We start from the raw sequence: 23653 nt of genomic DNA, 5'->3' as shown, positions 1-23653 counted from the left end.
CAAAACGCGGAACAAGGCCGCTCAGGGCCTGTTCATCGACCGATGCTTCACCTCAGTTGAGCCGAGCCCCCCTGGGATCCGCGCACTTTGACGCACCTTGGTAACCCGCTGCGCCCACAATCCGGCCGATGAACCCGCCGAGCTTCCAGCCGCTGCCGGTGCCGCCCGCCCGCCTGGGCGAGTCGCCGCTGTGGCACCCGCAGGAGCACGCCCTGTACTGGTGCGACATCCCGGGCCGCGCGCTGCACCGCTGGCAGCCGGCGCAGGCCCGGCACCAGCGCTGGGACCTGCCCACCGAGCCGGGCTGCTGCGCCGCGATCGACGGCGGCGGGTTGCTGCTGGCGATGCGCGATGGCCTGTGGCGCTTCGACACCGCCACCGGTCAGCGCCAATGGCTGGCCGATCCGCCCTACGACCCCGCCACCGAGCGCTTCAATGACGGCAAGGCGGCGCCCGACGGCAGTTTCTGGGTGGGCACGATCTACGAACCGCGCGACCCGCCGCTGGCCGCGCTGTACCGCTTCGCCAACGGCCGGCTGCAGCGCATGGCCGACGGCATCACCACCAGCAACGGCCTGGCCTGGAGCCCCGACGGCGACACCCTGTACTGGACCGACACCAAGGCCCACTGCATCCGCGCCTTCGACGGCGTGCGTGGCGCCGAACAGCTGCCCCCGCCGCGGGTGCTGGCGCAGTTCGCGCCGCGCCAGCCCGGCCAGTCGCTGGACAGCTACGGCGGCCGCCCGGACGGCGCCGCGGTGGATGTGGAGGGCGCCTACTGGTGCGCCATGTACGAGGGCCAGCGCCTGTTGCGCCTGGCGCCCGACGGCCGGGTGCTGGCCGACTGGCCGCTGCCGGTGCGCTGCGCCACCATGCCCTGTCTGGGGGGTGACGATGGCCGCACGCTGTTCGTCACCACCGCCCGCGAGGGGCGACCGGCCGAAGAACTGGCCGCCCAGCCCTGGGCCGGTCAGGTGCTCTGTGCGGGGGTGGCGGTGCCGGGTCTGCCGGCGACGCTGGTGCGGCTCTGATCCCGCCCACCGCGGCTGAATTTCATGATGCGAAATTGCGGGCGGTTCGGCCCGCTGTTCGAGCGCTGAATCTGCAGCATCTGCGCCACAGCGCGCTCGCCGCTCGCCGCCCCTTGCCGGGCACCGCCCCAGCGTGGGGATATCCGAGCGCACCGTCTGGGGGATCTGGGCCGTATGAGGGTTTGCCCATATAATCCCGAGGCTTTGCCGCCCACAGCTCAGGACTTTTGGCCCCAATGTCGACCCGGCGTGATGAACGCCCAGACCCATGGGCAGACCCTGAAGATGAGGACGCAAGGCGGCCGTTCAAGCCACTGACCCGCGAAGAGGCTCAGGCGCTGGCAGCGGCCGACCCGTCCGTTTCACCGTGGCGGGTGATCGCGGTGCAAGCCGTGGTCGGGCTGGTGATGGGCGCACTCGTGTGGCTCGTCTTTGGCCAACAGGGGATTGTGTGGTCGGTGCTGTATGGCGCGGCCACAGTGGTGGTGCCGGGGGCCTTGATGGCGCGCGGCATGACCAGTCGGCTCAGCAGCCTGGCGCCCGGCGTTTCCGCCGTCAGCTTCATGTTGTGGGAGTTCGGCAAGATAGCGGTCTCGTTTGCCATGCTTGCGCTGGCGCCGAGGCTGGTGCCCGGTCTGAGCTGGCCAGCGCTGCTGGTGGCCCTGATCGTGTGCATCAAGGTGTACTGGGTCGCGCTGTCATGGCGAGGCCGTCGGAAAAATTGACTGAACTACAACGCACGCCAATGTCTGCAGAAGCCCACGACGCCGCAGCGCCTACCGCTGGCGAGTACATCAACCACCACCTGACCTTCTGGAGCAACAAGCACAGCTCCGCGCCGGTCGATTTCAGCGTGTTCCACTGGGACTCGGTGATCTTCTCGATCGTGCTGGGCGTGCTGGGCTGCTTCCTGCTCTGGCGCGCGGCCCGTGCGGCCACCTCCGGCGTGCCCGGGCGCTTCCAGGCGGCAGTCGAGTTGCTCGTGGAGATGGTGGAAAGCCAGGCCAAGGGCATCGTCCACAACGCCAACAGCCGCAAGCTGGTCTCGCCGTTGGCCCTGACCGTGTTCGTCTGGATCTTCCTGATGAACGCCATGGACCTGCTGCCGGTCGACCTGCTGCCGCTGATCTGGGAAAAGATCTACGGCGCCATGGGGGGTGATCCGCACCACGCCTACCTGCGCGTCGTGCCCACCGCCGACCTGTCGGTCACCATGGGCCTGTCGCTGGGCGTGCTGATCGTCTGCATCGTCTACAACATCAAGATCAAGGGGGCCGGCGGCTGGGCCCACGAGCTGATTTCGGCGCCGTTCGGCGACCACCCGCTGCTCTACCCCTTCAACTTCGCGATGCAGATGATCGAGTTCGTCGCCAAGACCGTCTCGCACGGGATGCGGCTGTTCGGCAACATGTTTGCCGGCGAACTGATCTTCCTGCTGATCGCCCTGATGGGCGGCGCCTTCGCCTCGGTCGGTCTGGGCACCGGCATCGGCCTGGCGATCGGCCACATCATCGCCGGCTCGGCCTGGGCGATCTTCCACATCCTGATCATCACGCTGCAGGCCTTCGTGTTCATGATGCTGACGCTGGTGTACATCGGCCAGGCCCACGACGCGCACTGATCGGCGCTCTGATCCGGATTCATCCCCTTTCCTTCCTTTCCAACCCAACCTCTCAACTAGGAGTCATCATGGAAGTCATCAGCTTTGTTGCCCTCGCCGCCGGCCTGATCATCGGTCTGGGCGCTGTCGGTGCCTGTATCGGTATCGGCATCATGGGCAGCAAGTACCTCGAATCCGCCGCCCGCCAGCCCGAACTGATGGGCGAGCTGCAGACCAAGATGTTCCTGCTGGCCGGCCTGATCGACGCGGCCTTCATCATCGGCACCGGTATCGCGCTGTGGTTCGCCACGACCAACCCGTTCCTGGCTCAGCTGGCCCAGATCGCCAAGTAATCCGGCATCTGTCGAGTTGAGAGGCCAAGGGGGCGCTGTCCGCAGCGCGCCCTTCGCTGAAGTCCCCGTCACCGTTTGAGGCAAACAAGTGAGCATCACCGGTACCCTCATCGTCCAGATGATCGTGTTCCTGATCCTGGTCTGGTTCACGATGAAATTCGTCTGGCCGCCGATCACCGCTGCCCTCGACGAGCGCGCGAAAAAGATCGCCGAAGGCCTGTCCGCTGCCGACAAGGCCAAGCTCGCCCTGGCCGACGCCGACAAGAAGGTCGTGGCCGCGCTGTCGTCCGCCAAGGATGACGCCGCCAAGCGCCTGGCTGACGCCGAACGCCTGGCCCAGCAACTGGTCGAGGACGCCAAGTCCCGCGCCAGCGAGGAAGGCGCCAAGATCGTCGCCGCCGCCAAGGCTGAAGCTGAACAGGAATCCGTGAAGGCCCGCGAAGCCCTGCGTGAGCAGGTCGCCGTGCTGGCCGTCAAGGGCGCCGAGCAGATCCTGAAGCGCGAAGTCAACGCCGGCGTCCACGCCGAGCTGCTGACCCGCCTGAAGACCGAGCTCTGATCCCGGCACTCCACCCGAGCTGAAAAAATGGCCGAAGTAGCAACCATCGCCCGTCCCTACGCCGAGGCCCTGTTCAAGGCTGTTGGCGGCAGCGACGCCCGTGCCCTGGCCGAACAGGTCGAGGCCATTGGCGCCGTCGCCGGCGACGCGCAGCTGCGCCAGTTCGCCGACAACCCGAAGGTCAATGCGAAGCAAGTGTTCGATGTGGTGTCCAGCGTGGCCAAGGTCGCGCTCGATGCCAAGGTCGCCAACCTGCTGAGCACCGTGATCGACAACGGCCGTCTGCCCGCCCTGCCCGAGATCGCCGCGCAATTCCGCGCGCTGGTCAACGCCAGCAGCGGTGTCTCGGACGCCACGATCCACAGCGCCTTCCCGCTCGACGCCGCCCAGCTGGCCGACACCGTCGCCGCGCTGGAGAAGCGCTTCGGCCGCAAGCTCAATGCCACTGTGCAGGTCGATGAGTCGCTCATCGGCGGTGTGCGCGTGGTGGTGGGCGACGAGGTGCTCGACACCTCGGTCAAGGCGCGCCTCGAGCAGATGAAGGTCGCGCTGACCAGCTGAGCACCGTAGGCACCCACCCACAGGCATATCCACCGACAGACGGCCCAACCCCGGCTGTCGCGCTTTCGGAGAAAGCAATGCAACTCAATCCTGCAGAAATTTCGGAACTGATCAAGAGCCGCATCGAGGGCCTCGGCGCCTCGGCGGACATCCGCAACCAGGGCACCGTCGTCTCGGTGACCGACGGCATCGTCCGCGTCCACGGCCTGTCCGATGCGATGCAGGGCGAAATGCTCGAATTCCCCGCCGGCAAGGACGGCCAGCCTTCGTTCGGCCTGGCGCTGAACCTGGAGCGTGACTCGGTCGGCGCCGTGATTCTGGGCGAGTACGAGCACATCTCCGAGGGCGACACCGTCAAGTGCACGGGCCGCATCCTGGAAGTGCCCGTCGGCCCCGAGCTGATCGGCCGCGTCGTCAACGCCCTGGGTCAGCCGATCGACGGCAAGGGCCCGATCAACGCCAAGATGACCGACGTCATCGAGAAGGTCGCCCCGGGCGTGATCGCCCGCAAGTCGGTGGACCAGCCCGTCCAGTCCGGCCTGAAGTGCATTGACTCGATGGTGCCCGTCGGCCGTGGCCAGCGCGAGCTGATCATCGGCGACCGCCAGACCGGCAAGACCGCGGTGGCGATCGACGCGATCATCAACCAGAAGGGTCAGAACATGACCTGCATCTACGTTGCGATCGGCCAGAAGGCTTCGTCGATCAAGAACGTGGTGCGCTCGCTGGAGCAGGCTGGTGCGATGGACTACACCATCGTCGTGGCCGCCTCGGCCTCTGAATCGGCGGCGATGCAGTACGTCTCGGCCTACTCCGGCTGCACGATGGGCGAGTACTTCCGCGACCGCGGTCAAGATGCCCTGATCATCTATGACGACCTGTCCAAGCAGGCCGTCGCCTACCGCCAGGTTTCGCTGCTGCTGCGCCGCCCGCCGGGCCGCGAAGCCTTCCCTGGCGACGTGTTCTATCTCCACAGCCGCCTGCTCGAGCGCGCCGCCCGCGTGAACGCCGACTACGTCGAAGCCTTCACCAAGGGTGAAGTCAAGGGCAAGACCGGCTCGCTGACCGCGCTGCCGATCATCGAGACGCAAGCCGGTGACGTGTCCGCCTTCGTGCCGACCAACGTGATCTCGATCACCGACGGCCAGATCTTCCTGGAAACCAACCTGTTCAACGCCGGTGTCCGCCCCGCGATCAACGCCGGTATCTCGGTGTCGCGCGTCGGTGGCGCGGCCCAGACCAAGCTGATCAAGAGCCTGTCCGGCGGTATCCGTACCGACCTGGCCCAGTACCGTGAGCTGGCCGCGTTCGCGCAGTTCGCCTCGGACCTGGACGCCTCGACCAAGAAGCAGCTGGACCGCGGTGCCCGCGTGACCGAGCTGCTCAAGCAGGCCCAGTACCAGCCGCTGTCGATCTCGCTGATGGCCGCCTCGCTGTATGCCGTCAACAAGGGCTACCTGGACGACATCGAGGTCAAGAAGGTGCTGTCGTTTGAGAGCGGCCTGCACCAGTTCCTGAAGTCCAGCCACGCGGCCCTGCTGGCCAAGATGGAAGCCGACAAGGCCATGGACAAGGCGGCCGAGGAAGAGCTGAACGGCGCGATTGCCGCCTTCAAGAAGTCCTTCGCCTGAAGCCACTGACTGACGGGACAGCCCGCCACCGCCTCAACACCGTGCGCGAGCCGTCCCTCACCCACTAGGAGAAACAGTCATGGCAGTCGGAAAGGAAATCCGCGGCAAGATCAAATCGGTGGAGAACACCAAGAAGATCACCAAGGCCATGGAAATGGTCGCCGCGTCGAAGATGCGCAAGGCGCAGGAACGCATGCGTTCCGCGCGCCCCTACAGCGACAAGATCCGCAACATCACCGCCAACCTGTCGCAGGCCAACCCGGAATACCACTCGGCGTACATGCGCCAGGGCGGCCAATCGGGCGTCAGCGGTTTCGTCGTCGTCACCACCGACAAGGGTCTGTGCGGCGGCCTGAACACCAACATCCTGCGTGCCGTCACGGCCAAGATGAAGGACGTTCAGGGCGCTGGCGCCAAGGTCGAGGCCGTGGCGATCGGCTCCAAGGGTTACGGCTTCCTGAACCGCATCGGCGCCAAGGTGGTCTCGCAGGTCACCGGCCTGGGTGACGCCCCGCAGATCGAGAAGCTGATCGGCCCGGTCAAGGTCATGCTGGATGCCTTCGTCGAGGGCAAGGTGGACGCCGTCTACCTGTGCTACACGAAGTTCATCAACACGATGAAGCAGGAGCCGGTCGTCGAGCAGCTGCTGCCGCTGTCGGCCGACGCGCTGGCCCAGACCGACGCCGAGAAGTCGGCCCACAGCTGGGACTACCTGTATGAGCCGGACGCGGCCACCGTCATCGACGAGCTGCTGACCCGCTACATCGAGGCGCTGGTCTACCAGGCCGTGGCCGAGAACATGGCTTCCGAGCAGTCGGCCCGCATGGTGGCGATGAAGGCCGCGACCGACAACGCCGGCACGCTGATCGGTGAGCTCAAGCTCATCTACAACAAGACCCGCCAGGCGGCGATCACGAAGGAACTCTCCGAGATCGTCAGCGGCGCGGCCGCGATCAGCGGTTGACGGCACACGCTCGACCCAGCGTTCGAAACGAATCAAGATTGAAGGAACTGGAAATGACTCAAGCCCAAGGCAAGATCGTTCAGTGCATCGGCGCCGTCGTGGACGTGGAATTCCCGCGCGACCAGATGCCCCGCGTCTATGACGCCCTGAAGATGGAAGGCTCCGCGCTGACCCTCGAAGTCCAGCAGCAGCTGGGTGACGGCGTTGTCCGCACCATCGCGCTGGGCTCGTCCGACGGCCTGCGCCGCGGCGTCACCGTGACCAACACCGGCAACCCCATCACCGTCCCGGTTGGCAAGGCCACCCTGGGCCGCATCATGGACGTGCTGGGCAACCCGATCGACGAGCGCGGCGATGTCTCGCAAGAGCTGACCGCCTCGATCCACCGCAAGGCCCCGTCCTACGACGAGCTGAGCCCCTCGCAGGAACTGCTGGAAACCGGCATCAAGGTGATTGACCTGATCTGCCCGTTCGCCAAGGGCGGCAAGGTCGGTCTGTTCGGTGGCGCCGGCGTGGGCAAGACCGTGAACATGATGGAGCTCATCAACAACATCGCCAAGGCCCACAGCGGTCTGTCGGTGTTCGCCGGTGTGGGCGAGCGTACCCGCGAGGGCAACGACTTCTATCACGAGATGGCCGACTCCGGTGTCGTGAACCTGGAGAACCTGGGCGAGTCCAAGGTGTCCATGGTCTACGGCCAGATGAACGAACCCCCGGGCAACCGTCTGCGCGTGGCCCTGACCGGCCTGACCATCGCCGAGTCGTTCCGCGACGAAGGCCGTGACGTGCTGTTCTTCGTGGACAACATCTACCGCTACACCCTGGCCGGTACCGAAGTGTCCGCACTGCTGGGCCGCATGCCTTCCGCCGTGGGCTACCAGCCGACGCTGGCCGAGGAAATGGGCCGCCTGCAGGAGCGCATCACCTCGACCAAGGTGGGCTCGATCACCTCGATCCAGGCCGTGTACGTGCCGGCGGATGACCTGACCGACCCGTCGCCCGCCACCACCTTCGCCCACCTGGACGCCACCGTGGTGCTGTCGCGTGACATCGCCTCGCTGGGTATCTACCCGGCCGTGGACCCGCTGGACTCGACCAGCCGCCAGATCGACCCGAACGTCATCGGCGAAGAGCACTACAGCACCACCCGCGCCGTGCAGGCCACGCTGCAGCGCTACAAGGAACTGCGCGACATCATCGCGATCCTGGGCATGGACGAGCTGTCGCCGGAAGACAAGCTGGCCGTGGCCCGCGCCCGCAAGATCCAGCGCTTCCTGTCGCAGCCCTTCCACGTCGCCGAAGTGTTCACCGGCTCGCCGGGCAAGTACGTGCCGCTGAAGGAAACCATCCGCGGCTTCAAGATGATCGTCGCCGGCGAGTGTGATCACCTGCCCGAGCAGGCCTTCTACATGGTCGGCACCATCGACGAGGCTTTTGAGAAGGCGAAGAAGATCCAGTAAGGCCGGAGCGTCGGATGCCTTCACGGGCATCCGTCTGTTCGCTTACTGAACCTTCTTCAACGCTAGGAAACCAACATGGCAACGATTCACGTCGACGTCGTCTCCGCCGAAGAGAACATCTTCTCGGGCGAGGCGAAATTCGTCGCGCTGCCGGGCGAGAACGGCGAGCTGGGCATCCTGCCCCGCCACACGCCGCTGATCACCCGCATCAAGCCGGGCGCGGTGCGCATCGAGCGTGCCGACAACGGCGAGGAAGAGTTCGTCTTCGTCGCCGGGGGCATCCTGGAAGTGCAGCCGGGCACCGTGACCGTGCTGGCCGACACCGCGATCCGCGGCCATGACCTCGACGAGGCCAAGGCCAACGAAGCCAAGAAGGCTGCCGAGGAAGCGATGAAGAACGCCAAGAGCGACATCGACTTCGCCAGCGCGCAAAGCGAGTTCGCCACCATGGCCGCCCAGCTGGCCGCGATCCAGAAGCTGCGCAAGAGCCGCTGACCGGCCCTGGCTCCGCATCCACCCGCCCGGCGGTCACGCCCGGCGGGTTTTTTCATGCGCCGCTCAGCGCAGCACCGGCTTGTTGGGCAGCTCGTCGGGATTGGCCTGGCCGTCGCGCAGCGGAAAATGCGCACGCAGCAGCGCGTCCAGTGCGTCGATGGTGGCCAGCAGACCGGCCTCGCGCTGTCCGCCGCGCAGCGCGCTGCCCAGGCCGTCGACCAGGGCCTGCCACTGCGCTGCCGGCACGCGCTGGGTGATGCCGCGGTCGGCCACCAGCTCGATCGCCTGCTCGGCCAGCAGCAGGTAGACCAGCACGCCACAGCGCTCGGCGGTGTCCCACACCCCCAGCTCGCCAAAGCAGGCCTGGGCGCGTGCGCGGGCGCTGACCCCCTGGCGCAATGCCGCGGCTGGCAAGGCGCGTTCAATGCACACGCGGATCTCGCCGCCGTGCCCGGCCTCGCTGGCGGCAATGCGCTCGGCAATGTGCTGGCGTGCCGTGGCGTCCAGCCAGCGGCCGTCGCTGCCCAGCGCGTGCCAGGCGTGCCGCACCCAGCGACCCAGTGGACTGCCCATCACCACCTCCCCGAGGCGCCGCCGCCGCCAAACGAGCCACCGCCGCCCGACGAGAAGCCGCCCCCACCGCCACCGCCACCCAAGCCGCCACGCGCCGCCCCGCTGAGCACCAGGCGCAGCGCCTCGCCCACGCCCAGCGCCGTGACCAGCGCCAGCACCCCGCCGGCCACCAGGCCCACGCCCAGGCTGGCCAGCCACCAGCCGCCGGCCACACCGGCGCCGCCCATCAGCAGCGCCCCGGCGCCGGGGCCGAGCATCGCGCGCACCGCCGAGATCGCCAGGGGCACCGCCAGCAGCGCCCACCAGATCCAGCTGGGCAGGCCGTCGAGACCAGCCAGCCGCGGACCACGCGAAGGCGCCTGTGGCGAAGGCAGGCCTTCGCCCGAGATCCGGCCGATCAGCTGGTCCACCGCCAGGTTCAGGCCGCCGGCGTAGTCGCCCTGGCGGAAGGCGGGCACCATCGCGCGGTCAATCACCTGCCGCGCGGCCAGGTCGGGCACCGCGCCTTCCAGCGCGCGCGCCACCTCGATGCGCGCCACGCGGTCGTCCTTGGCCACCAGCACCAGCAGGCCGTCGCCCACGCCGCGGCGGCCGATCTTCCACTGGTCAGCCACCCGGAACGCGAAGGCGGCGATGTCCTCGGGCGCGGTGCTGCGCACCAGCAGGATGACGATCTGCGGCCCCGACTGCGCCTCGAAGGCGGCCAGCTTGGCCTCCAGCGCCTGCTGCTGGGCGGGGCTGAGCGTGGCGGTCTGGTCGATCACCCGCGCCGTCAGCGCCGGCACCGGCAACAGCGCCTGCGCCCAGGCCCCGCCGGCCAGCAGGCAGGCCGCCAGGGCCAGCCAGCGCAGCAGCGCACGCATGGCTTACTTGGCCGACGCCGGCTTGTCGAAGCTCACCGCCGGCGGCTGGCTGATCGCCGCCTCGTTCTCGACCGTGAAGCTGGGCTTGGGCTGGTAGCTGAAGACCATGGCCGTGAGGTTGCTGGGGAAGCTGCGTGCCAGCACGTTGTAGGTCTTCACCGAGTCGATGTAGCGGTTGCGCGCCACGGTGATGCGGTTCTCGGTGCCCTCCAGCTGCACGCGCAGGTCCTGGAAGCCCTGGTTGGCCTTCAGCGTGGGGTAGCTCTCGCTGACCACCATCAGGCGCGACAGCGCGCTGCTGAGCTGGCCCTGCACGGCCTGGAACTGCTGGAAGGCCTGCGGGTTGTTGATCAGCTCGGGCGTGGCCTGGATGCTGGTGGCGCGCGAGCGCGCCTCGATGACCTTGGTCAGCGTCTCCTGCTCGAAGTTGGCCTCGCCCTTGACGGTGGCCACGATGTTGGGGATCAGGTCGGCGCGCCGCTGGTACTGGTTCAGCACCTCGGACCAGTCGGCCTTGACCTGCTCGTCCAGGCGCTGGAAGTCGTTGTAGCCGCAGCCGCCCAGGCCCAGCGTGGCAACCACCAGTGTGGCGCTGGCCAGCAGGCGCCGGGAGGATCGGGAGGGGGTGGAGCTCATGGGGGTCCTTTCAGGCAACGGCGGATAGTTGGGGGTGCGGTGGCGCGGATCAAGGGCGCTGGCTGCGGATCCAGTCGGCGACGATGCGGTCCAGCACCGGCAGCGGCACCGAGCCATGGTCCAGCACCGCCTGGTGGAAGCCGCGGATGTCAAAACGCTCGCCCAGCGCCTGGCGGGCCTGCTCGCGCAGCGCCAGGATGTGCATCTGGCCCAGCTTGTAACCCAGGGCCTGGGCCGGCCAGGCGAAGTAGCGGTCCACCTCGGCGGCCATCTCCTCGCGCCCCATGCCGCAGCAGCCACTGATGTAGTCGATCGCCTGCTCCCGGCTCCAGCCCAGCGCGTGGATGCCCGTGTCCACCACCAGGCGTGCGGCGCGCCAGGCCTCGTAGCTGAGGCGGCCAAAGCGGCTGTACGGGTCCTGGTACAGCCCCAGCGATTCGCCCAGGCCCTCGGCGTACAGCGCCCAGCCTTCGCCATAGGCCACATGCCAGGCATGGCGGCGCCACTCGGGCAGCTGGGTCAGCTCCTGGGCGCGGGCGCCCTGCAGGTGGTGGCCGGGCACGGTCTCGTGCAGGAACAGGGCTTCCATCTGCCAGATCGGTCGCTGGTCCAGCGCCACGACATTGGTGTTGAACCAGCCGGGGCGGCTGTTGTCGGGGCTGCCGCTGCTGTAGCTGTCGGCCATGCCGGCGCCCTGGTCGGGCGGGATCGCTCGGATGCCATAGGGCTGGCGCGGCAGCGTGGCGAACAAGCGCGGCAGCGCCGGATCAACCCGCTTGGCCAGGCTGCGGTAGCCGTCCAGCAGCGCCTCGGCACTGCGGTGGAAGAAGCGCGGATCGGTGTAAAGAAAGCGCACGAAGGCGTCAAAGTCGCCGACGAAGCCGGTGCTGGCGCGCAGCGCGTCCATCTCGGCACGCAGGCGCTGGACCTCGGCCAGGCCGATCGCGTGGATCTGCGTCGGCGTCAGGTCGGTGGTGGTCTGCTCGCGCACCAGCAGGCGGTAGACCTCGGCGCCACCGGGGCGCAGCGACAGGCTGCCGTTGGCCGGCGCGGCCGGCAGCAGCTCCTCGGCCACCGCACGGCGCAGCGTGCGCAGCGCGGGCGCGATGCGCTGCACGATCAGCGCCTCGGCCTCGGCCGCCAGGGCTTCGCGGCGCGCGGGCGTCACCATCACCTCGGGGCCGGCGGCCAGCAGGCGCGCCATCGGCTCGAAGGCCGGCTGCTGCCGCGGCGGCAGCGCCAGCTGGCCGTCCAGCTGCCCCAGCAGGCGTTGCAGCGAGGCCTGGTGGCTGACCCAGCCCCGCTTCAGCCCCTCGCGCGCCAGCGCCAGGTCCTGCTCCACGCGCGCCGGCCAGGCCGCCAGCCGGGCCAGCACGCGGCGGGCGTCGGCCTCGCTGGTCATCGGCATGTCCTGCAGCACGCCCGACAGCGCCAGGTGCGGACCTGCTACGCTGGACAACACCAGGGTGCGCAGCACCGGGTGGCGCTGCTGCTCGATGGCCAGCGCCAGGTCGTGGTGGAAGATCTCCCAGGACAGGCGCTCCTCGCCGCGCAGCTGGCGGGGGTCGATGCGCTTCAGGCGCTGCATCAGCTGGCGCTCGTGGGCGTCGGCCGCGTCCAGCGCGGCGGGGGAGTGGTCGTCCCAGCGCTCGCCGGCCTCAACCACGCCCAGCGACGAGGCCCACTCGGGCTGGTGGCGCATCTGCCAGCGCCAGTGCTCGTCGAACAGGCGCTGCAGCTCGCGCGAGGCGCTGGCGGCCTGGGCCAGTGTGGCGGCCAGTCCCAGCAGGGCGGCGCACAGCCAGCCGCGCCAGTGCAGGTGGTGGGGGCGGGTGATCATCAGCATCGGCCAAGTATCGCCCGGCGATAATCGCCCCATGTTTGCCCCCCTTGCCAACGACTGCTTCCTGCGCGCCTGCCTGCGCCAACCCACGCCGCACACCCCGATGTGGCTGATGCGCCAGGCTGGCCGCTACCTGCCCGAGTACTGCGCCACGCGCGCCAAGGCCGGCAGCTTCATGGGCCTGGCCACCAACGTCGACTACGCCACCGAGGTGACGCTGCAGCCGCTGGAGCGCTACCCGCTGGACGCGGCCATCCTGTTCTCGGACATCCTGACCGTGCCCGACGCGATGGGCCTGGGCCTGAGCTTCCAGCAGGGCGAGGGCCCGAAGTTCGCCAAGGTCGTGCGCGACGAGGCCGCCGTGGCCGAACTGGTCGTGCCCGACATGGACAAGCTGCGCTACGTGTTCGATGCCGTCACTTCCATCCGCAAAGCCCTGAACGGCCGGGTGCCGCTGATCGGCTTCTCCGGCAGCCCCTGGACGCTGGCCTGCTACATGGTGGAGGGCGGCGGCTCGGACGACTACCGCCAGGTCAAGAGCCTGATGTACAGCCGCCCCGACCTGATGCACCGCATCCTGCAGGTCAATGCCGACGCGGTGGCGCTGTACCTGAACACCCAGATCGATGCCGGCGCCCAGGCGGTGATGGTCTTCGACAGCTGGGGCGGCGTGCTGGCCGACGGCGCCTTCCAGCGCTTCTCGCTGGACTACACCCGCCGCGTGGTGTCGCAACTGCAGCGCGAGAAGGACGGCCAGCGCATCCCGGTGATCGTCTTCACCAAGGGCGGCGGGCTGTGGCTGCAGGAGATTGCCGACTGCGGTGCCGACGTCGTCGGTCTGGACTGGACCGTCAACCTGGCCCAGGCCCGTGCGGCGGTGGGCGCCAAGGTGGCGCTGCAGGGCAACCTCGATCCCAATGTGCTGTTCGCCCCGCCCGCCGCGGTGCAGGCCGAGGCCATCAAGGTGCTCGACAGCTTCGGCCGCCCGCAGCGCGCCGATGGCGGCTGGGATGGCCACATCTTCAACCTGGGCCACGGCATCAGCCAGTTCACGCCGCCTGACCATGTGGCGGCGCTGGTGGAGGCGGTGCATCGGCATTCGCGCCAGTTGCGGGCCTGAGACCGGCCCATTCGCCGCGCCTCTGCGCTGACGCAAGGACGAGCGCACGCAGCGTCGCGAAGGAGGGGGTAAGTGAGTGCTCAGGGCTTGACTTATCCCCAAAGCTGCGGCAGCGAGCGTGACCGGACCCTGGGGCTGTCACGGATCCGTCAAACGCTAGGCGTTTCGTGGTAAGTGGTTGATTCGCAATGGTTAATTCGCCTTGCTGCGAAACGGGGCAATCCAGGCGCGGCCCCGGTGGATCAAGCACTTGCGGCCGCCCGGGTCAGCTTTCCCACAAAGTTATCCACAGAAAAAGTGGGCAACTTGGAAAACGCTTCACAATCATTGACTTAGGCTGGTCAGCTGATGTGGATTTCAGCTTTCAGTGCCAAGTTGAGGCTGTGCGGTGATACGCGTCTCTGTGGCGGTCGAGACACCGCAGTACGCCGGACTGGCCCCTTGCCTGGACTACTTGAGTGAGCAGCCACTCTTGCCGGGAACATTGGTGCGAGTGCCGCTGGGCAAACGCGATGTGCCGGGTCTGGTCTGGGATGTCGACCCGGATGCCGCCCCGTGTGACGACAGACTGCTCAAACCCGTCTCCGAGGTGCTGCAGGCGCTGCCACCGCTGGACGGGCCCTGGCGCCGGCTGATCGACTTCAGCGCCCGCTACTACCAGCGCTCGGTGGGCGAGATCGCGCTGGCCGTGCTGCCCCCCGAACTGCGCCGGCTGGAGGCCGATGGCCTGGATCGGCGCCTGGTCAAGCTGGCCAGGCGGCCCGCCCCGGATCCTTCGGCCGAGGCACCGCCGCGGCCCGCCCTCAGCCCCGGGCAGGCGGCGGTGCTGGCCACCTTGCTGCCGGCCTGCCGCGGCGACGCCGATCCCGCCTGCCATCTGCTGCACGGCGTCACCGGCAGCGGCAAGACCGAGGTCTACCTGCGCTCCGCCGAGGCGGCGCTGGAGGCCGGCCGGCAGGCGCTGGTGCTGGTGCCCGAGATCAACCTGACGCCGCAGCTGGAAGCGCGCTTCGCCGAACGCTTTCCCGGCCGTCGCCTGGTCACGCTGCACAGCGGCCTGACCCCGGCGCAGCGGCTGCAGCACTGGCTGCTGGCCCACCTGGGCCAGGCCGACCTGGTGCTGGGCACGCGGCTGGCGGTGTTCTGTCCGCTGCCGCGCCTGGGCGTGGTGGTGGTCGACGAGGAGCACGACCCCAGCTACAAGCAGCAGGACGGTGCGCGCTACTCGGCACGCGACCTGGCCGTCTACCGTGGCCATCTCGAGCGCGTGCCGGTGCTGCTGGGCTCGGCCACGCCGTCGCTGGAGACCTGGCTGCACGCGCAGGCGGGCCGCTACCGGCTGCTCAGCCTGCCCGAGCGCATCGGCCAGGGCGAGTTGCCGCGTGTCACCGTGCTGGACATGACCCAGCAGCCCAAGCCACCGGCCGGGCGTGAGGCACCGCCGCTGGCCGCGCCGCTGCTGCAGGCGATGCGCCAGCGCGTCGAGCGCGGCGAGCAGACGCTGCTGTTCCTCAACCGCCGCGGCTTCGCCCCGGTGCTGGGGTGCAGCGCCTGCGGCTGGAAGAGCGGCTGCCCGCACTGCAGCGCCTGGCGTGTGTTCCACAAGCGCGACCGCACGCTGCGCTGCCACCACTGCGGCTTTGCCGACCGCGTGCCGCGCGCCTGCCCGGACTGCGGCAACCTCGACATCGAGCCGATCGGCCGGGGCACCGAGCGGCTCGAGGAGCAGGTGGCCGAGCTGCTGCAGGACATCGAACGTCCCGGCGGCGGGCCGGTGCGCGTGGCCCGCATCGACGCCGACAGCACCCGCCTGAAGGGCAGCCTGGAGGCCCAGCTGGCGGCCGTGCATGCCGGCGACGTGGACGTGCTGGTGGGCACGCAGATGGTGACCAAGGGGCACGACTTCCGCCGCGTCACGCTGGTGGCTGCAGTGAACCCGGATGGCGCCCTCTTCACCTCGGACTTCCGTGCGCCCGAGCGCCTGTTCGCCACGCTGATGCAGGCCGCCGGCCGCGCCGGCCGCGATGCGCAGGCCGCCGCGCGCAGCGAGATGTGGATCCAGACCTGGACCCCCGGCCACGCGCTGTTCGCGGCACTGCGCGCGCACGACTTCGCCGCCTTCGCGCAGAGTCAGCTGGCCGAGCGCGAGATGGCCGGCCTGCCGCCCTACAGCCACCTGGCGCTGCTGCGTTGCGAGGCACGCGACCCAGCGGTGGCCGAGGCCTTCCTGCGCGAAGCCCGCGACGCCGCGCGCGCGCTGATGCCGCCCGAGCTGGCGGATGAACTGGTGGTCTATTCACCGGTGGCGCCGCACGTGGCCAAGGTGGCCGGCTTCGAGCGCCGCCAGATGCTGCTGGAGGCGCGCTCGCGCGCCCGGCTGCAGTGGCTGCTGGCGCAGTGGGCGCCGCAGCTGGGGCCGCTGCGCGCGGCGCACAAGGGCCTGGCGCGCTGGGCGGTGGACGTCGATCCCTTGGACATTTGAACGATCTGTCGTGCTCAAGCCGGCGTCGTTGTCGCTGAGATCTCAGGTGGGGTTTCCGTGAGCCGATATTGCGAGGCCTGTGCGGGGTCTCTCACAACTAAGTAGCGGTTATCCCACGCACCCCCCTTTTGGGGGGGGTGGCTGTAGCGCCGTTTGACATTACCCTGGGAAATAGAACAAGCGGGCTCGACCAAGCCCAGGGATCGAAAGGCGCCTCAGTCGTTGGAATGCCGCTCCCTATTGGTTTCCAGGGAGCGGTGTGTTGTTGAAGTCTGAATCCGCCGAAAGCAGTGATCGGTCCTGGGGGGCATTGGAGGCCTTGTGCCTTGTGGCGAGGTTCCATCATGTACCCGCGGATCCCAGCCAGCTGCGCCATGAACTTGCACTGACATCGCTAGCGCCAGCGTCCTTCGAAGAACTGCTGCGCGCTGCCAAATGGCTACATCTGCGGGCCAAACGTGTCCGCCCAGCTGCTGAGCGGCTTGCGATGCAGCCGTTGCCAGCACTGGCATTTACGCTAGACGCTCGCGGGCAACACACCACCGTACTCGCCAAGGTGGAAGGCGACCGGGTCCTTCTGCTCGGCACTGGCGACGATGCCAGGCCGCAGATCGTCACCATGGAGGATTTCTGCAGTCGCTGGTCTGGCGATTTGGTGCTGATCGCCAGCCGAGCGAGCCTGATCGGGCAAACCGCCCGATTCGACTTCAGTTGGTTCATCCCGTCACTGGTCAAGTACCGATGGCTGTTCGGCGAAGTTGTGGTGATCTCGCTGTTCTTGCAACTCTTCGCGCTGGTGTCTCCGCTGTTCTTTCAGGTGGTCATGGACAAGGTGCTGGTGCACAGGGGAATGGCAACCCTTGATGTTCTGGTTATCGGCCTGCTGCTGGTGACGGTGTTCGAGAGTGCCTTGAGCATCCTGCGGACATACATCTTCAGCCATACCACCAACCGGATCGATGTCGAGCTCGGCAGCCGGCTGTACAGCCATCTGCTGCACCTGCCGCTGGCCTACTTCCACGCGAGGCGAGTAGGAGACTCTGTCGCACGTGTCCGGGAACTGGAGAGCATCCGAAGTTTCCTGACCGGCAATGCACTCACCGTGTTGTTGGATCTGCTCTTCTCGACGGTCTTTCTGGCGCTGATGTTCGGTTACAGCGTCACACTGACGTTGATCGTCCTGGCGTCGATTCCGCTGTACATCGCGCTCAGCGTGTTGGTCCTCCCATTGCTTCGCCAGAGGCTGTCCGAAAAATTCGCCCGAGGCGCCGAAAACCAGGCCCTCCTCGTGGAGAGCATCCATGGCATCCAGACCGTGAAGGCCTCGGCGCTGGAGCCGCAGATGCAACGGCGCTGGGACCAGCAACTGGCGGCCTATGTGTCCTCCAGCTTTCGAACGCAGACTTTGGCGCAACTGGCCAATGAGGGCGTCCAGCTGATCGGCAGGATTTCCAATGTGGCCTTGCTGTGGTGGGGCGCGCGATTGGTCATGAACGGCGAATTGACCGTGGGGCAGTTCGTTGCCTTCAACATGTTCGCTGCCCGGGTGGCTCAACCAGTAATGCGCCTGGCGCAGATGTGGGCTGATCTTCAGCAGACCGGTTTGTCGATGGCACGCCTTGCAGACATTCTCGACAGTCCCACTGAACGGCTGAGCGCCACAGCTGCCCATCTGCCCCCCTTGCAGGGTCGAATCACACTGGATCAGGTGAGCTTCCGTTACCGACCGGATGCGCCCCCGGTCATTCAACAGCTCTCACTCGACATCAAACCCGGTGAAGTCTTGGGTGTTGTCGGCCGCAGTGGGTCCGGCAAGAGTACCTTGACCCGATTGATCCAGCGACTTCACACCCCTGAACAAGGACGAATTCTCATCGACGGCCTGGATCTGACGTCCGTGGATCCAGCCCAGTTGCGTCGGCAGGTGGGGGTGGTGCTCCAAGAGAACCTGCTGTTCAACCGGAGTGTGCGCGAGAACATTGCCATCGCTGATCCAGCTGCACCGCTGGAAATGGTCATTCAGGCAGCGAAGCTGGCGGGTGCACATGAATTCATCGGGGAGCTTCCGCAAGCCTATGACACCTTGGTCAGTGAACAAGGCGCCAGCCTGTCGGGCGGTCAGCGGCAGCGTATAGCGATCGCCCGCGCGCTGTTTTCCAATCCGCGAGTCCTCATCCTCGATGAGGCCACCAGCGCACTCGATTACGAGAGCGAGGCCATCATCCAGCAGAACATGCGCGCGATCTGCCAAGGGCGCACGGTGATCATCATCGCCCACCGCCTCAGCGCTGTGCGAAACGCCGACCGAATCATCACGCTCGACGGCGGCAGGATCGTCGAAGCTGGGCATCACGATCAACTGCTGCGTCAGCCGGATGGGTTGTACGCAAAACTGTGGCGCATGCAATCCGGCCCGCACGCAGCCGCTGGGGCCGCAATATGAGCTGGACCGACCTTTGCGGCGGCTCCACCTTGTGCGTTCTGTTACGCCGCTACGCCGTGGTGACCCAGGCCGCCTGGAAGCACCGCCATGCCATGCTGGGCCCGCCACGCATGGCGGATGAACACGCCTTTCTGCCAGCCCGACTGAGCCTGCAGGAGACGCCCATCCATCCAGCACCTCGCCGGGCGGCCTGGGCGATTTGCACTGCATTCGCACTGGCCGTGGCCTGGTCCTGGTTCGGCGAGGTGGACATCATCGCGGTGGCCCCAGGCCGCCTGATGGTCAATGAACGTACCAAGACGGTGCAACCCCTGGAGTCCGGGGTTGTCCGTGCGATCCATGTGCGTGACGGCGATGCGGTACAGGCGGGCCAGTTGTTGATCGAGCTTGACGCCACCGTCCCACAAGCGGACCGACAGCGTCTTGAAGAGGAGCGCCGAGCCGCTGTGTCCGAGTCGGTCCGCAGCAGAATCCTCCGAAAAGCCATGGACAAGGGACGCCTGCCAAGCAGGCCGAACGCACCTGAACTGGACGCGGGGGCCGAACAGCAGACGCTCGCCCATCTGAAGGCCGAGTGGCTGGACATTCGCGCGAAGCTGGACAAGCTGGAAGCCGAACACGACCGACGGGACGCAGAAGTTGAAACCGCGCGCGCCGTGCAGGCCAAACTGCAAGCCACTGTTCCACTGAGTCGGCAACGTGAGGCGGACTACCTGGCGCTGAGCGCACAGGGTTTTCTGGCGGGCCATGCTGGGCAGGACCGCACACGTGAGCGTATCGAACAAGAGCGCGACCTGGCGGCCGCAGCAGCCCGCATTCAAGAGGCCAAAGCGGCGCGGAAGGAGGCGTCCCGGGCGAAGTCAGCCTTTCAAGCGGAGACCATTCGCCAGTTGCGCGACCGTGAGGCGCAGGCCTTGCTGAAATTGAAGCAGCTTGACGAAGAGGAACGCAAGGCCGAGTTGCGCCATCAGCTCACGCGGCTTTCCGCACCGGTGGCGGGTCGCGTGCAACAGCTGAGCGTTCACACCACTGGGGGCGTCGTCACACCGGCACAGGCTTTGATGGTGATCGTGCCGGATGGCGCTCCGCTCAGCGCCGAGGTCCTTATCGCCAACAAGGACATCGGCTTTGTCAGGCCGGGCCAGCATGCCGAGGTCAAGCTGGAGACGTTTCCCTACACACGCTTTGGAACGCTTCGCGCCACGGTGCGCCACGTATCCGCCGACGTTATCCGCGCAGAAGACAGGACTTCGATCGACCAGCGGGCCGCTGCGCCCAGCGATACGGCGTTTGGCGCCGCTCTGCAACTTGAACAAAGCGCCATAAGTGTTGGCAACAGGGAAGTGCCATTGGCGCCCGGGATGGTTGTTTCAGCGGAAATAAAAACTGGGCATCGGCGGGTTCTGAGTTTCTTGTTGGATCCTGTTCGCGAGATGGCGGGAGAGGCATTTGTGGAGCGCTAGCCATCCAGTTTATATTCGTTTGTGTAAGTGATCGGCCGTATGATTTGGATGCCGTTCAAATGAATGAGCTGATAAACAGGTTGCCCTACGTTTGGCGCCTGCTGATGTGGCTTGCAAATCGGAAAATTTTCGAATGGATTTGTGATCATGCTTAGATCGGTAATCGGTCGATTATCTATGTGGATTCAGCGCGATCCTGTGCTGTCGACGGCAACTGTGGGGCTCTGGCTATCATTTGCTATTACCATCTTGCTCGCCGCCGCGATAGAGACAAGGAAATTGCTCGCGGTTAGTGTTGTTGTATTTATTATCTCGGCGGCGCTTTCGGCGAACTTCTCTTCTCGCTTGATGGAATTGCTTGTTCTTCCGCGGGTGGGCGGTTCATCGGGTCGTTTGTGGAGTGGGAGGCATTGGGTTTTATTTTCTCTTGGATGTCTTCTGTATGCTGGGCAAATCACGGCAATGCTTGTGTTGCTGGCTGTTGTTCTTAAGGGGAGTAAATGAGTGACTTCATGACCTTGCCTGCGATGGTGGGCGAAATAACCATTCTTTCGCTTGATGCGCACAAAATTTGGAAGAATATTGAATCGAACATTTCGGCTATATCAAGGGGCGATGTTGCGAGTATTGCTGGCATTGTTCAGGCTGCTGCTGCGGCAAACGAGAAGATCAATGGCATTGTTAAGGCGATTGGAGGGGCGCCTATCGGATTAACAATCCTCGCAGCCCAGGCTGCCTATGAAATCAGCGCCATTCAGTCTGCAATGGATGTTATTGCTGGATCCCCAGATGATGCAGCGAGACAAGCTGCAATCGATACCATCGTCATCTCATCAATCAGCATGGTTGGCATAGCGGGGGCGATTGGGGCAACTATTGGTCCTGATCCGTACTCGAAGGCGACGGGTATAGCCATCGCCGCGTCGGCCACTGCCATCAAAGAAATATACTCATCCCGAGCTCCGATCTCGGAAGCCATCGCCAATGGAATCCGGGAGATTGAGGATTCGATAAGGTCTTGGTGGGCGATCAGGGCCGGAAATGGAAACCCCGCAGATTGCGCTTGGTCTGTGGATGGAGGGAATCCGTTTGGTATATCGATTAGCTGCAGCGCAGCTTGGCAGTCTGCAACTACTTGGCGCCCACGGCGTGATCCGCTCGCTTTGGATTTGGACGGTGACGGGATCGAGACGTTAGGCGTTCGTGGTGGCATTCCAGTTCTGTTCGATCACGATGGCGACGGTGTACGCACGGGAACTGGGTGGCTGAGGCCGGATGATTCATGGCTCACTTTGGATCGAAACGGAAACGGCCTCATTGACTCAGGACGCGAGTTGTTCGGCGTCGATACGCTGATCAGTGACGGATACGGCGGTCAGCGAACGGCCAGCAATGGCTTCGAGGCACTCGCGAGTCTGGATAGCAATGGTGATCAGCTATTCGATTCGCGCGATACCGCGTTTCAGCAGGTTCGGCTGTGGCGGGATGCGAACGGCGATGGCGTCAGCCAGGCAAGTGAGCTGAGTACGCTGTCAGAGCAAGGCGTGCTGTCCATTTCGCTGCAGTACACGTCCGAAAATACGAATCTCGGGAATGGGAACATGGTGACGGGCACGGCCACAGTCACCCGCACTGATGGGTCGCAGACTGACGCCGGGAGTGTGGACATCACCGGCGCTGCATCGAATCTTGACCTGTCGGAAAATCCGTTTTACCGCGATTTTCCAGATGACGTGCCCATCAGCGACAGTGCTGCGGCACTGCCAGACATGTCGGGCAGCGGCTGGGTGCGCGACCTCAGGGAGGCGATGAGCCTGCCAGACGAGCGAGCAGCCAGTCTGGTCGCGGCGGTTGAAGCGTTCGCTGCTGGTGCAAACCGGGACGCGCAGCGCGCCCAACTGGATGACGTGCTGATCCGGTGGGCGGATGGCACGGGTCGATTGACCGACGGCTCCAATGTCCGGGAGATGATCGGTACCGTGGTCGCTGAAGACGAACATACATTGACCCTGCATTGGACCATCGCCGACCCTGACCAGCAGACTGGCGGCGCGTATGCCACCGCCGACTTCGGTTTCGCCGCTGACAAGTACTACGAATGGTCCTACGACGGGCCGCCGGGCTATCCCCCCCACAAGGTGCTGACGCCAGAAGCCTTGGTGATCTTGAGGCGGCTGGAGGTGCTGGAGGTATTCAATGGTTCCCGGTTTCTCGATTTCACCGAGGTGGCGTCCAAGGATCCCATTGGCGATGGCGACGGTGGCGGTGGCGGAGGTGGCGGCACGGACCCGGGTCTTCACTTCGAAATCCGCATCGCCGATGAGCAAGTTCAGCTCATCAATGATGCATACCGTGAACTGTCGGAGTCCGTCTACGGGGCGCTGGTTGTCCAGACGCGCTTGAATCCGTACTTCGAGGCCGCCACGCTCCGCTTGGATGAAGACACGGTCTCTTTTGACGTGAGCGGTACGCTGGCCATGCTGGAGGCCCGCAGCAATCAGGATGGTTTGGCTGCCGTGCAGGACCTCGTCGACATGAACCGGGTGGCAGCGGCCAGTCTGGACGCGATCGGGCTGGATGGACCAGGGTTGCTGAGGCACTACATCGAGCTCCTGCCAAAGAACGCAGGCACTGCCGACGCTCTCGCGGCCATGGACGTCCTCATGGCGGACGTCTCCACAGGGTCGGCACGCGCTGACATCTTCCTTGGTGATGGCGGCGCCAGTTCTCTCAATGGAGGACAGGGAGACGACCTGATCGATGCATCGGGGGGCGATGATCTGGCCCACGGCGGGGAAGGCGACGACCGCCTGTTTGGGGGCGACGGTCGGGATGCGCTGTACGGCGACGTCGGAAACGATGTCCTTGACGGCGGATCCGGTGACGACTGGATGGTTGGTGGAACCGGATCTGACCTCTATCTGATGAGCGTGGGGGGTGGCAAGGACACCATCGACAGTCGAGACGCGGATCCGAACTCCCTGGATCTCCTGCAGATCCGGCAAGGCGTGAAGATGGAGGATCTGTCGCTGTTCAGGTCCGGCAACGACTTAGTGATTTCGTTTCGTGCCACCACTGACCAATCACTGGTCGTGGGCCAGTTCAATGCCGACGGCTTAGCGGGTGTGGATGCCGTGTACCTGTTCGACGGTGCGGTTCTGACCAGGGAGGACATTGGCCGCCTTGCAGGCGCTGCGACCGATGGCAACGACCTGATCGGATTGGGCGGCTCTGCGGACTATTTCAATGCTGCAGCAGGCGACGACAGCGTTGATGGAGCCCATGGCAATGACACGCTTCTTGGGGGCGTGGGTGCCGACACCCTGGTGGGCGGTGTGGGCAATGACTCGCTGGACGGTGGCGTGGGCGGCGACACCTACCTGATGAAGGCGGGTGACGGCGTGGACACGGTGAGCGAGTACGACAGCACGCCGGGCAATGTGGACACAGTGCGCTTTGCCGACCTGGCGTCTACGCGGCTGAGCGCTCTGGAGCGCCGGGACAACAACCTGGTGCTGCGCTTTGACAGCGGAGAGCAGGTGACGATCAGCAACCAGTTCAACGCGGATGTCGCGA

The 23653-nt window shown here is 66.0% G+C and carries 20 protein-coding genes; 16 read left to right on the top strand and 4 right to left on the bottom strand.

The window, feature by feature from the left end; translation table 11 throughout:
• Positions 1–128: 128 nt before the first annotated feature.
• From KAK06_RS21275 to KAK06_RS21230, 10 genes are all read left to right on the top strand, one after another.
• Positions 129–1031: an SMP-30/gluconolactonase/LRE family protein gene (locus KAK06_RS21275; protein ID WP_210804174.1), complete on the top strand. Its 903-nt coding sequence runs from the start codon at positions 129–131 to the stop codon at positions 1029–1031.
• Positions 1032–1267: 236 nt separating this feature from the next.
• Positions 1268–1756 (top strand): ATP synthase subunit I, encoded by a 489-nt coding sequence (locus KAK06_RS21270; protein WP_210804173.1) that lies wholly within the window; start codon positions 1268–1270, stop codon positions 1754–1756.
• Between the two features lie 20 nt (positions 1757–1776).
• Positions 1777–2652, top strand: a complete 876-nt coding sequence (gene atpB / locus KAK06_RS21265) for a F0F1 ATP synthase subunit A (protein ID WP_210804172.1) — start codon at positions 1777–1779, stop codon at positions 2650–2652.
• Between the two features lie 68 nt (positions 2653–2720).
• Positions 2721–2984, top strand: a complete 264-nt coding sequence (gene atpE / locus KAK06_RS21260; protein ID WP_247653034.1) for a F0F1 ATP synthase subunit C — start codon at positions 2721–2723, stop codon at positions 2982–2984.
• Positions 2985–3072: 88 nt separating this feature from the next.
• Entirely contained in the window at positions 3073–3543 is a 471-nt protein-coding gene (locus KAK06_RS21255) for a F0F1 ATP synthase subunit B (RefSeq protein WP_210804171.1), read from the top strand.
• A 27-nt stretch (positions 3544–3570) separates the two neighbouring features.
• Positions 3571–4104, top strand: a complete 534-nt coding sequence (locus KAK06_RS21250) for a F0F1 ATP synthase subunit delta (protein ID WP_210804170.1) — start codon at positions 3571–3573, stop codon at positions 4102–4104.
• A 77-nt stretch (positions 4105–4181) separates the two neighbouring features.
• On the top strand, positions 4182–5735 hold the full coding sequence (gene atpA, locus KAK06_RS21245) for a F0F1 ATP synthase subunit alpha (protein WP_210804169.1): 1554 nt from the start codon (positions 4182–4184) through the stop codon (positions 5733–5735).
• A gap of 79 nt (positions 5736–5814) precedes the next feature.
• Positions 5815–6699, top strand: a complete 885-nt coding sequence (atpG, locus tag KAK06_RS21240; protein WP_210804168.1) for a F0F1 ATP synthase subunit gamma — start codon at positions 5815–5817, stop codon at positions 6697–6699.
• A gap of 53 nt (positions 6700–6752) precedes the next feature.
• Positions 6753–8159, top strand: coding sequence for a F0F1 ATP synthase subunit beta (gene atpD / locus KAK06_RS21235; RefSeq protein ID WP_210804167.1), 1407 nt, complete (start codon positions 6753–6755; stop codon positions 8157–8159).
• Between the two features lie 75 nt (positions 8160–8234).
• Positions 8235–8654 (top strand): F0F1 ATP synthase subunit epsilon, encoded by a 420-nt coding sequence (locus tag KAK06_RS21230; RefSeq protein ID WP_210804166.1) that lies wholly within the window; start codon positions 8235–8237, stop codon positions 8652–8654.
• A 63-nt stretch (positions 8655–8717) separates the two neighbouring features.
• Here the strand turns inward: KAK06_RS21230 and KAK06_RS21225 are convergent, their stop codons facing one another.
• The 4 genes from KAK06_RS21225 to KAK06_RS21210 are packed head-to-tail and all read right to left on the bottom strand — an operon-like array spanning position 8718 to position 12572.
• On the bottom strand, positions 8718–9227 hold the full coding sequence (locus tag KAK06_RS21225; protein WP_210804165.1) for a TPM domain-containing protein: 510 nt from the start codon (positions 9225–9227) through the stop codon (positions 8718–8720).
• Positions 9227–10090, bottom strand: coding sequence for a TPM domain-containing protein (locus KAK06_RS21220; protein ID WP_210804164.1), 864 nt, complete (start codon positions 10088–10090; stop codon positions 9227–9229). Before KAK06_RS21220 ends, KAK06_RS21225 begins: the two co-directional genes overlap by 1 nt.
• 3 nt (positions 10091–10093) lie before the next feature.
• Positions 10094–10726: a LemA family protein gene (locus tag KAK06_RS21215; RefSeq protein ID WP_210804163.1), complete on the bottom strand. Its 633-nt coding sequence runs from the start codon at positions 10724–10726 to the stop codon at positions 10094–10096.
• A 49-nt stretch (positions 10727–10775) separates the two neighbouring features.
• Positions 10776–12572, bottom strand: a complete 1797-nt coding sequence (locus KAK06_RS21210) for a DUF885 domain-containing protein (protein ID WP_210804162.1) — start codon at positions 12570–12572, stop codon at positions 10776–10778.
• Positions 12573–12603: 31 nt separating this feature from the next.
• Here KAK06_RS21210 and hemE point away from each other — a divergent pair, with 31 nt between their 5' ends.
• The 6 genes from hemE to KAK06_RS21180 form a co-directional block, all read left to right on the top strand.
• On the top strand, positions 12604–13689 hold the full coding sequence (hemE, locus tag KAK06_RS21205; RefSeq protein WP_210804161.1) for a uroporphyrinogen decarboxylase: 1086 nt from the start codon (positions 12604–12606) through the stop codon (positions 13687–13689).
• A gap of 388 nt (positions 13690–14077) precedes the next feature.
• Positions 14078–16171, top strand: a complete 2094-nt coding sequence (priA, locus tag KAK06_RS21200) for a replication restart helicase PriA (RefSeq protein WP_210804160.1) — start codon at positions 14078–14080, stop codon at positions 16169–16171.
• 259 nt (positions 16172–16430) lie between these two features.
• Positions 16431–18614, top strand: a complete 2184-nt coding sequence (locus KAK06_RS21195; protein ID WP_375140908.1) for a type I secretion system permease/ATPase — start codon at positions 16431–16433, stop codon at positions 18612–18614.
• Complete coding sequence (locus KAK06_RS21190) at positions 18611–20077, top strand: HlyD family type I secretion periplasmic adaptor subunit (RefSeq protein WP_210804159.1); 1467 nt, start codon at positions 18611–18613, stop codon at positions 20075–20077. Before KAK06_RS21195 ends, KAK06_RS21190 begins: the two co-directional genes overlap by 4 nt.
• Before the next feature lie 177 nt (positions 20078–20254).
• Positions 20255–20581: a hypothetical protein gene (locus tag KAK06_RS21185; RefSeq protein ID WP_210804158.1), complete on the top strand. Its 327-nt coding sequence runs from the start codon at positions 20255–20257 to the stop codon at positions 20579–20581.
• Positions 20578–23653 (top strand): calcium-binding protein (locus KAK06_RS21180; RefSeq protein ID WP_210804157.1); only part of this gene is annotated, 3076 nt, incomplete at its 3' end. The genes KAK06_RS21185 and KAK06_RS21180, both read left to right, overlap by 4 nt.

The organism is Ideonella aquatica (assembly GCF_018069755.1).
Classification (GTDB): Bacteria; Pseudomonadota; Gammaproteobacteria; order Burkholderiales; family Burkholderiaceae_C; genus Ideonella; species Ideonella aquatica.
Note: the sequence above shows the minus strand (reverse complement) of the source record. Positions and strands in the feature narration are given on the sequence as shown.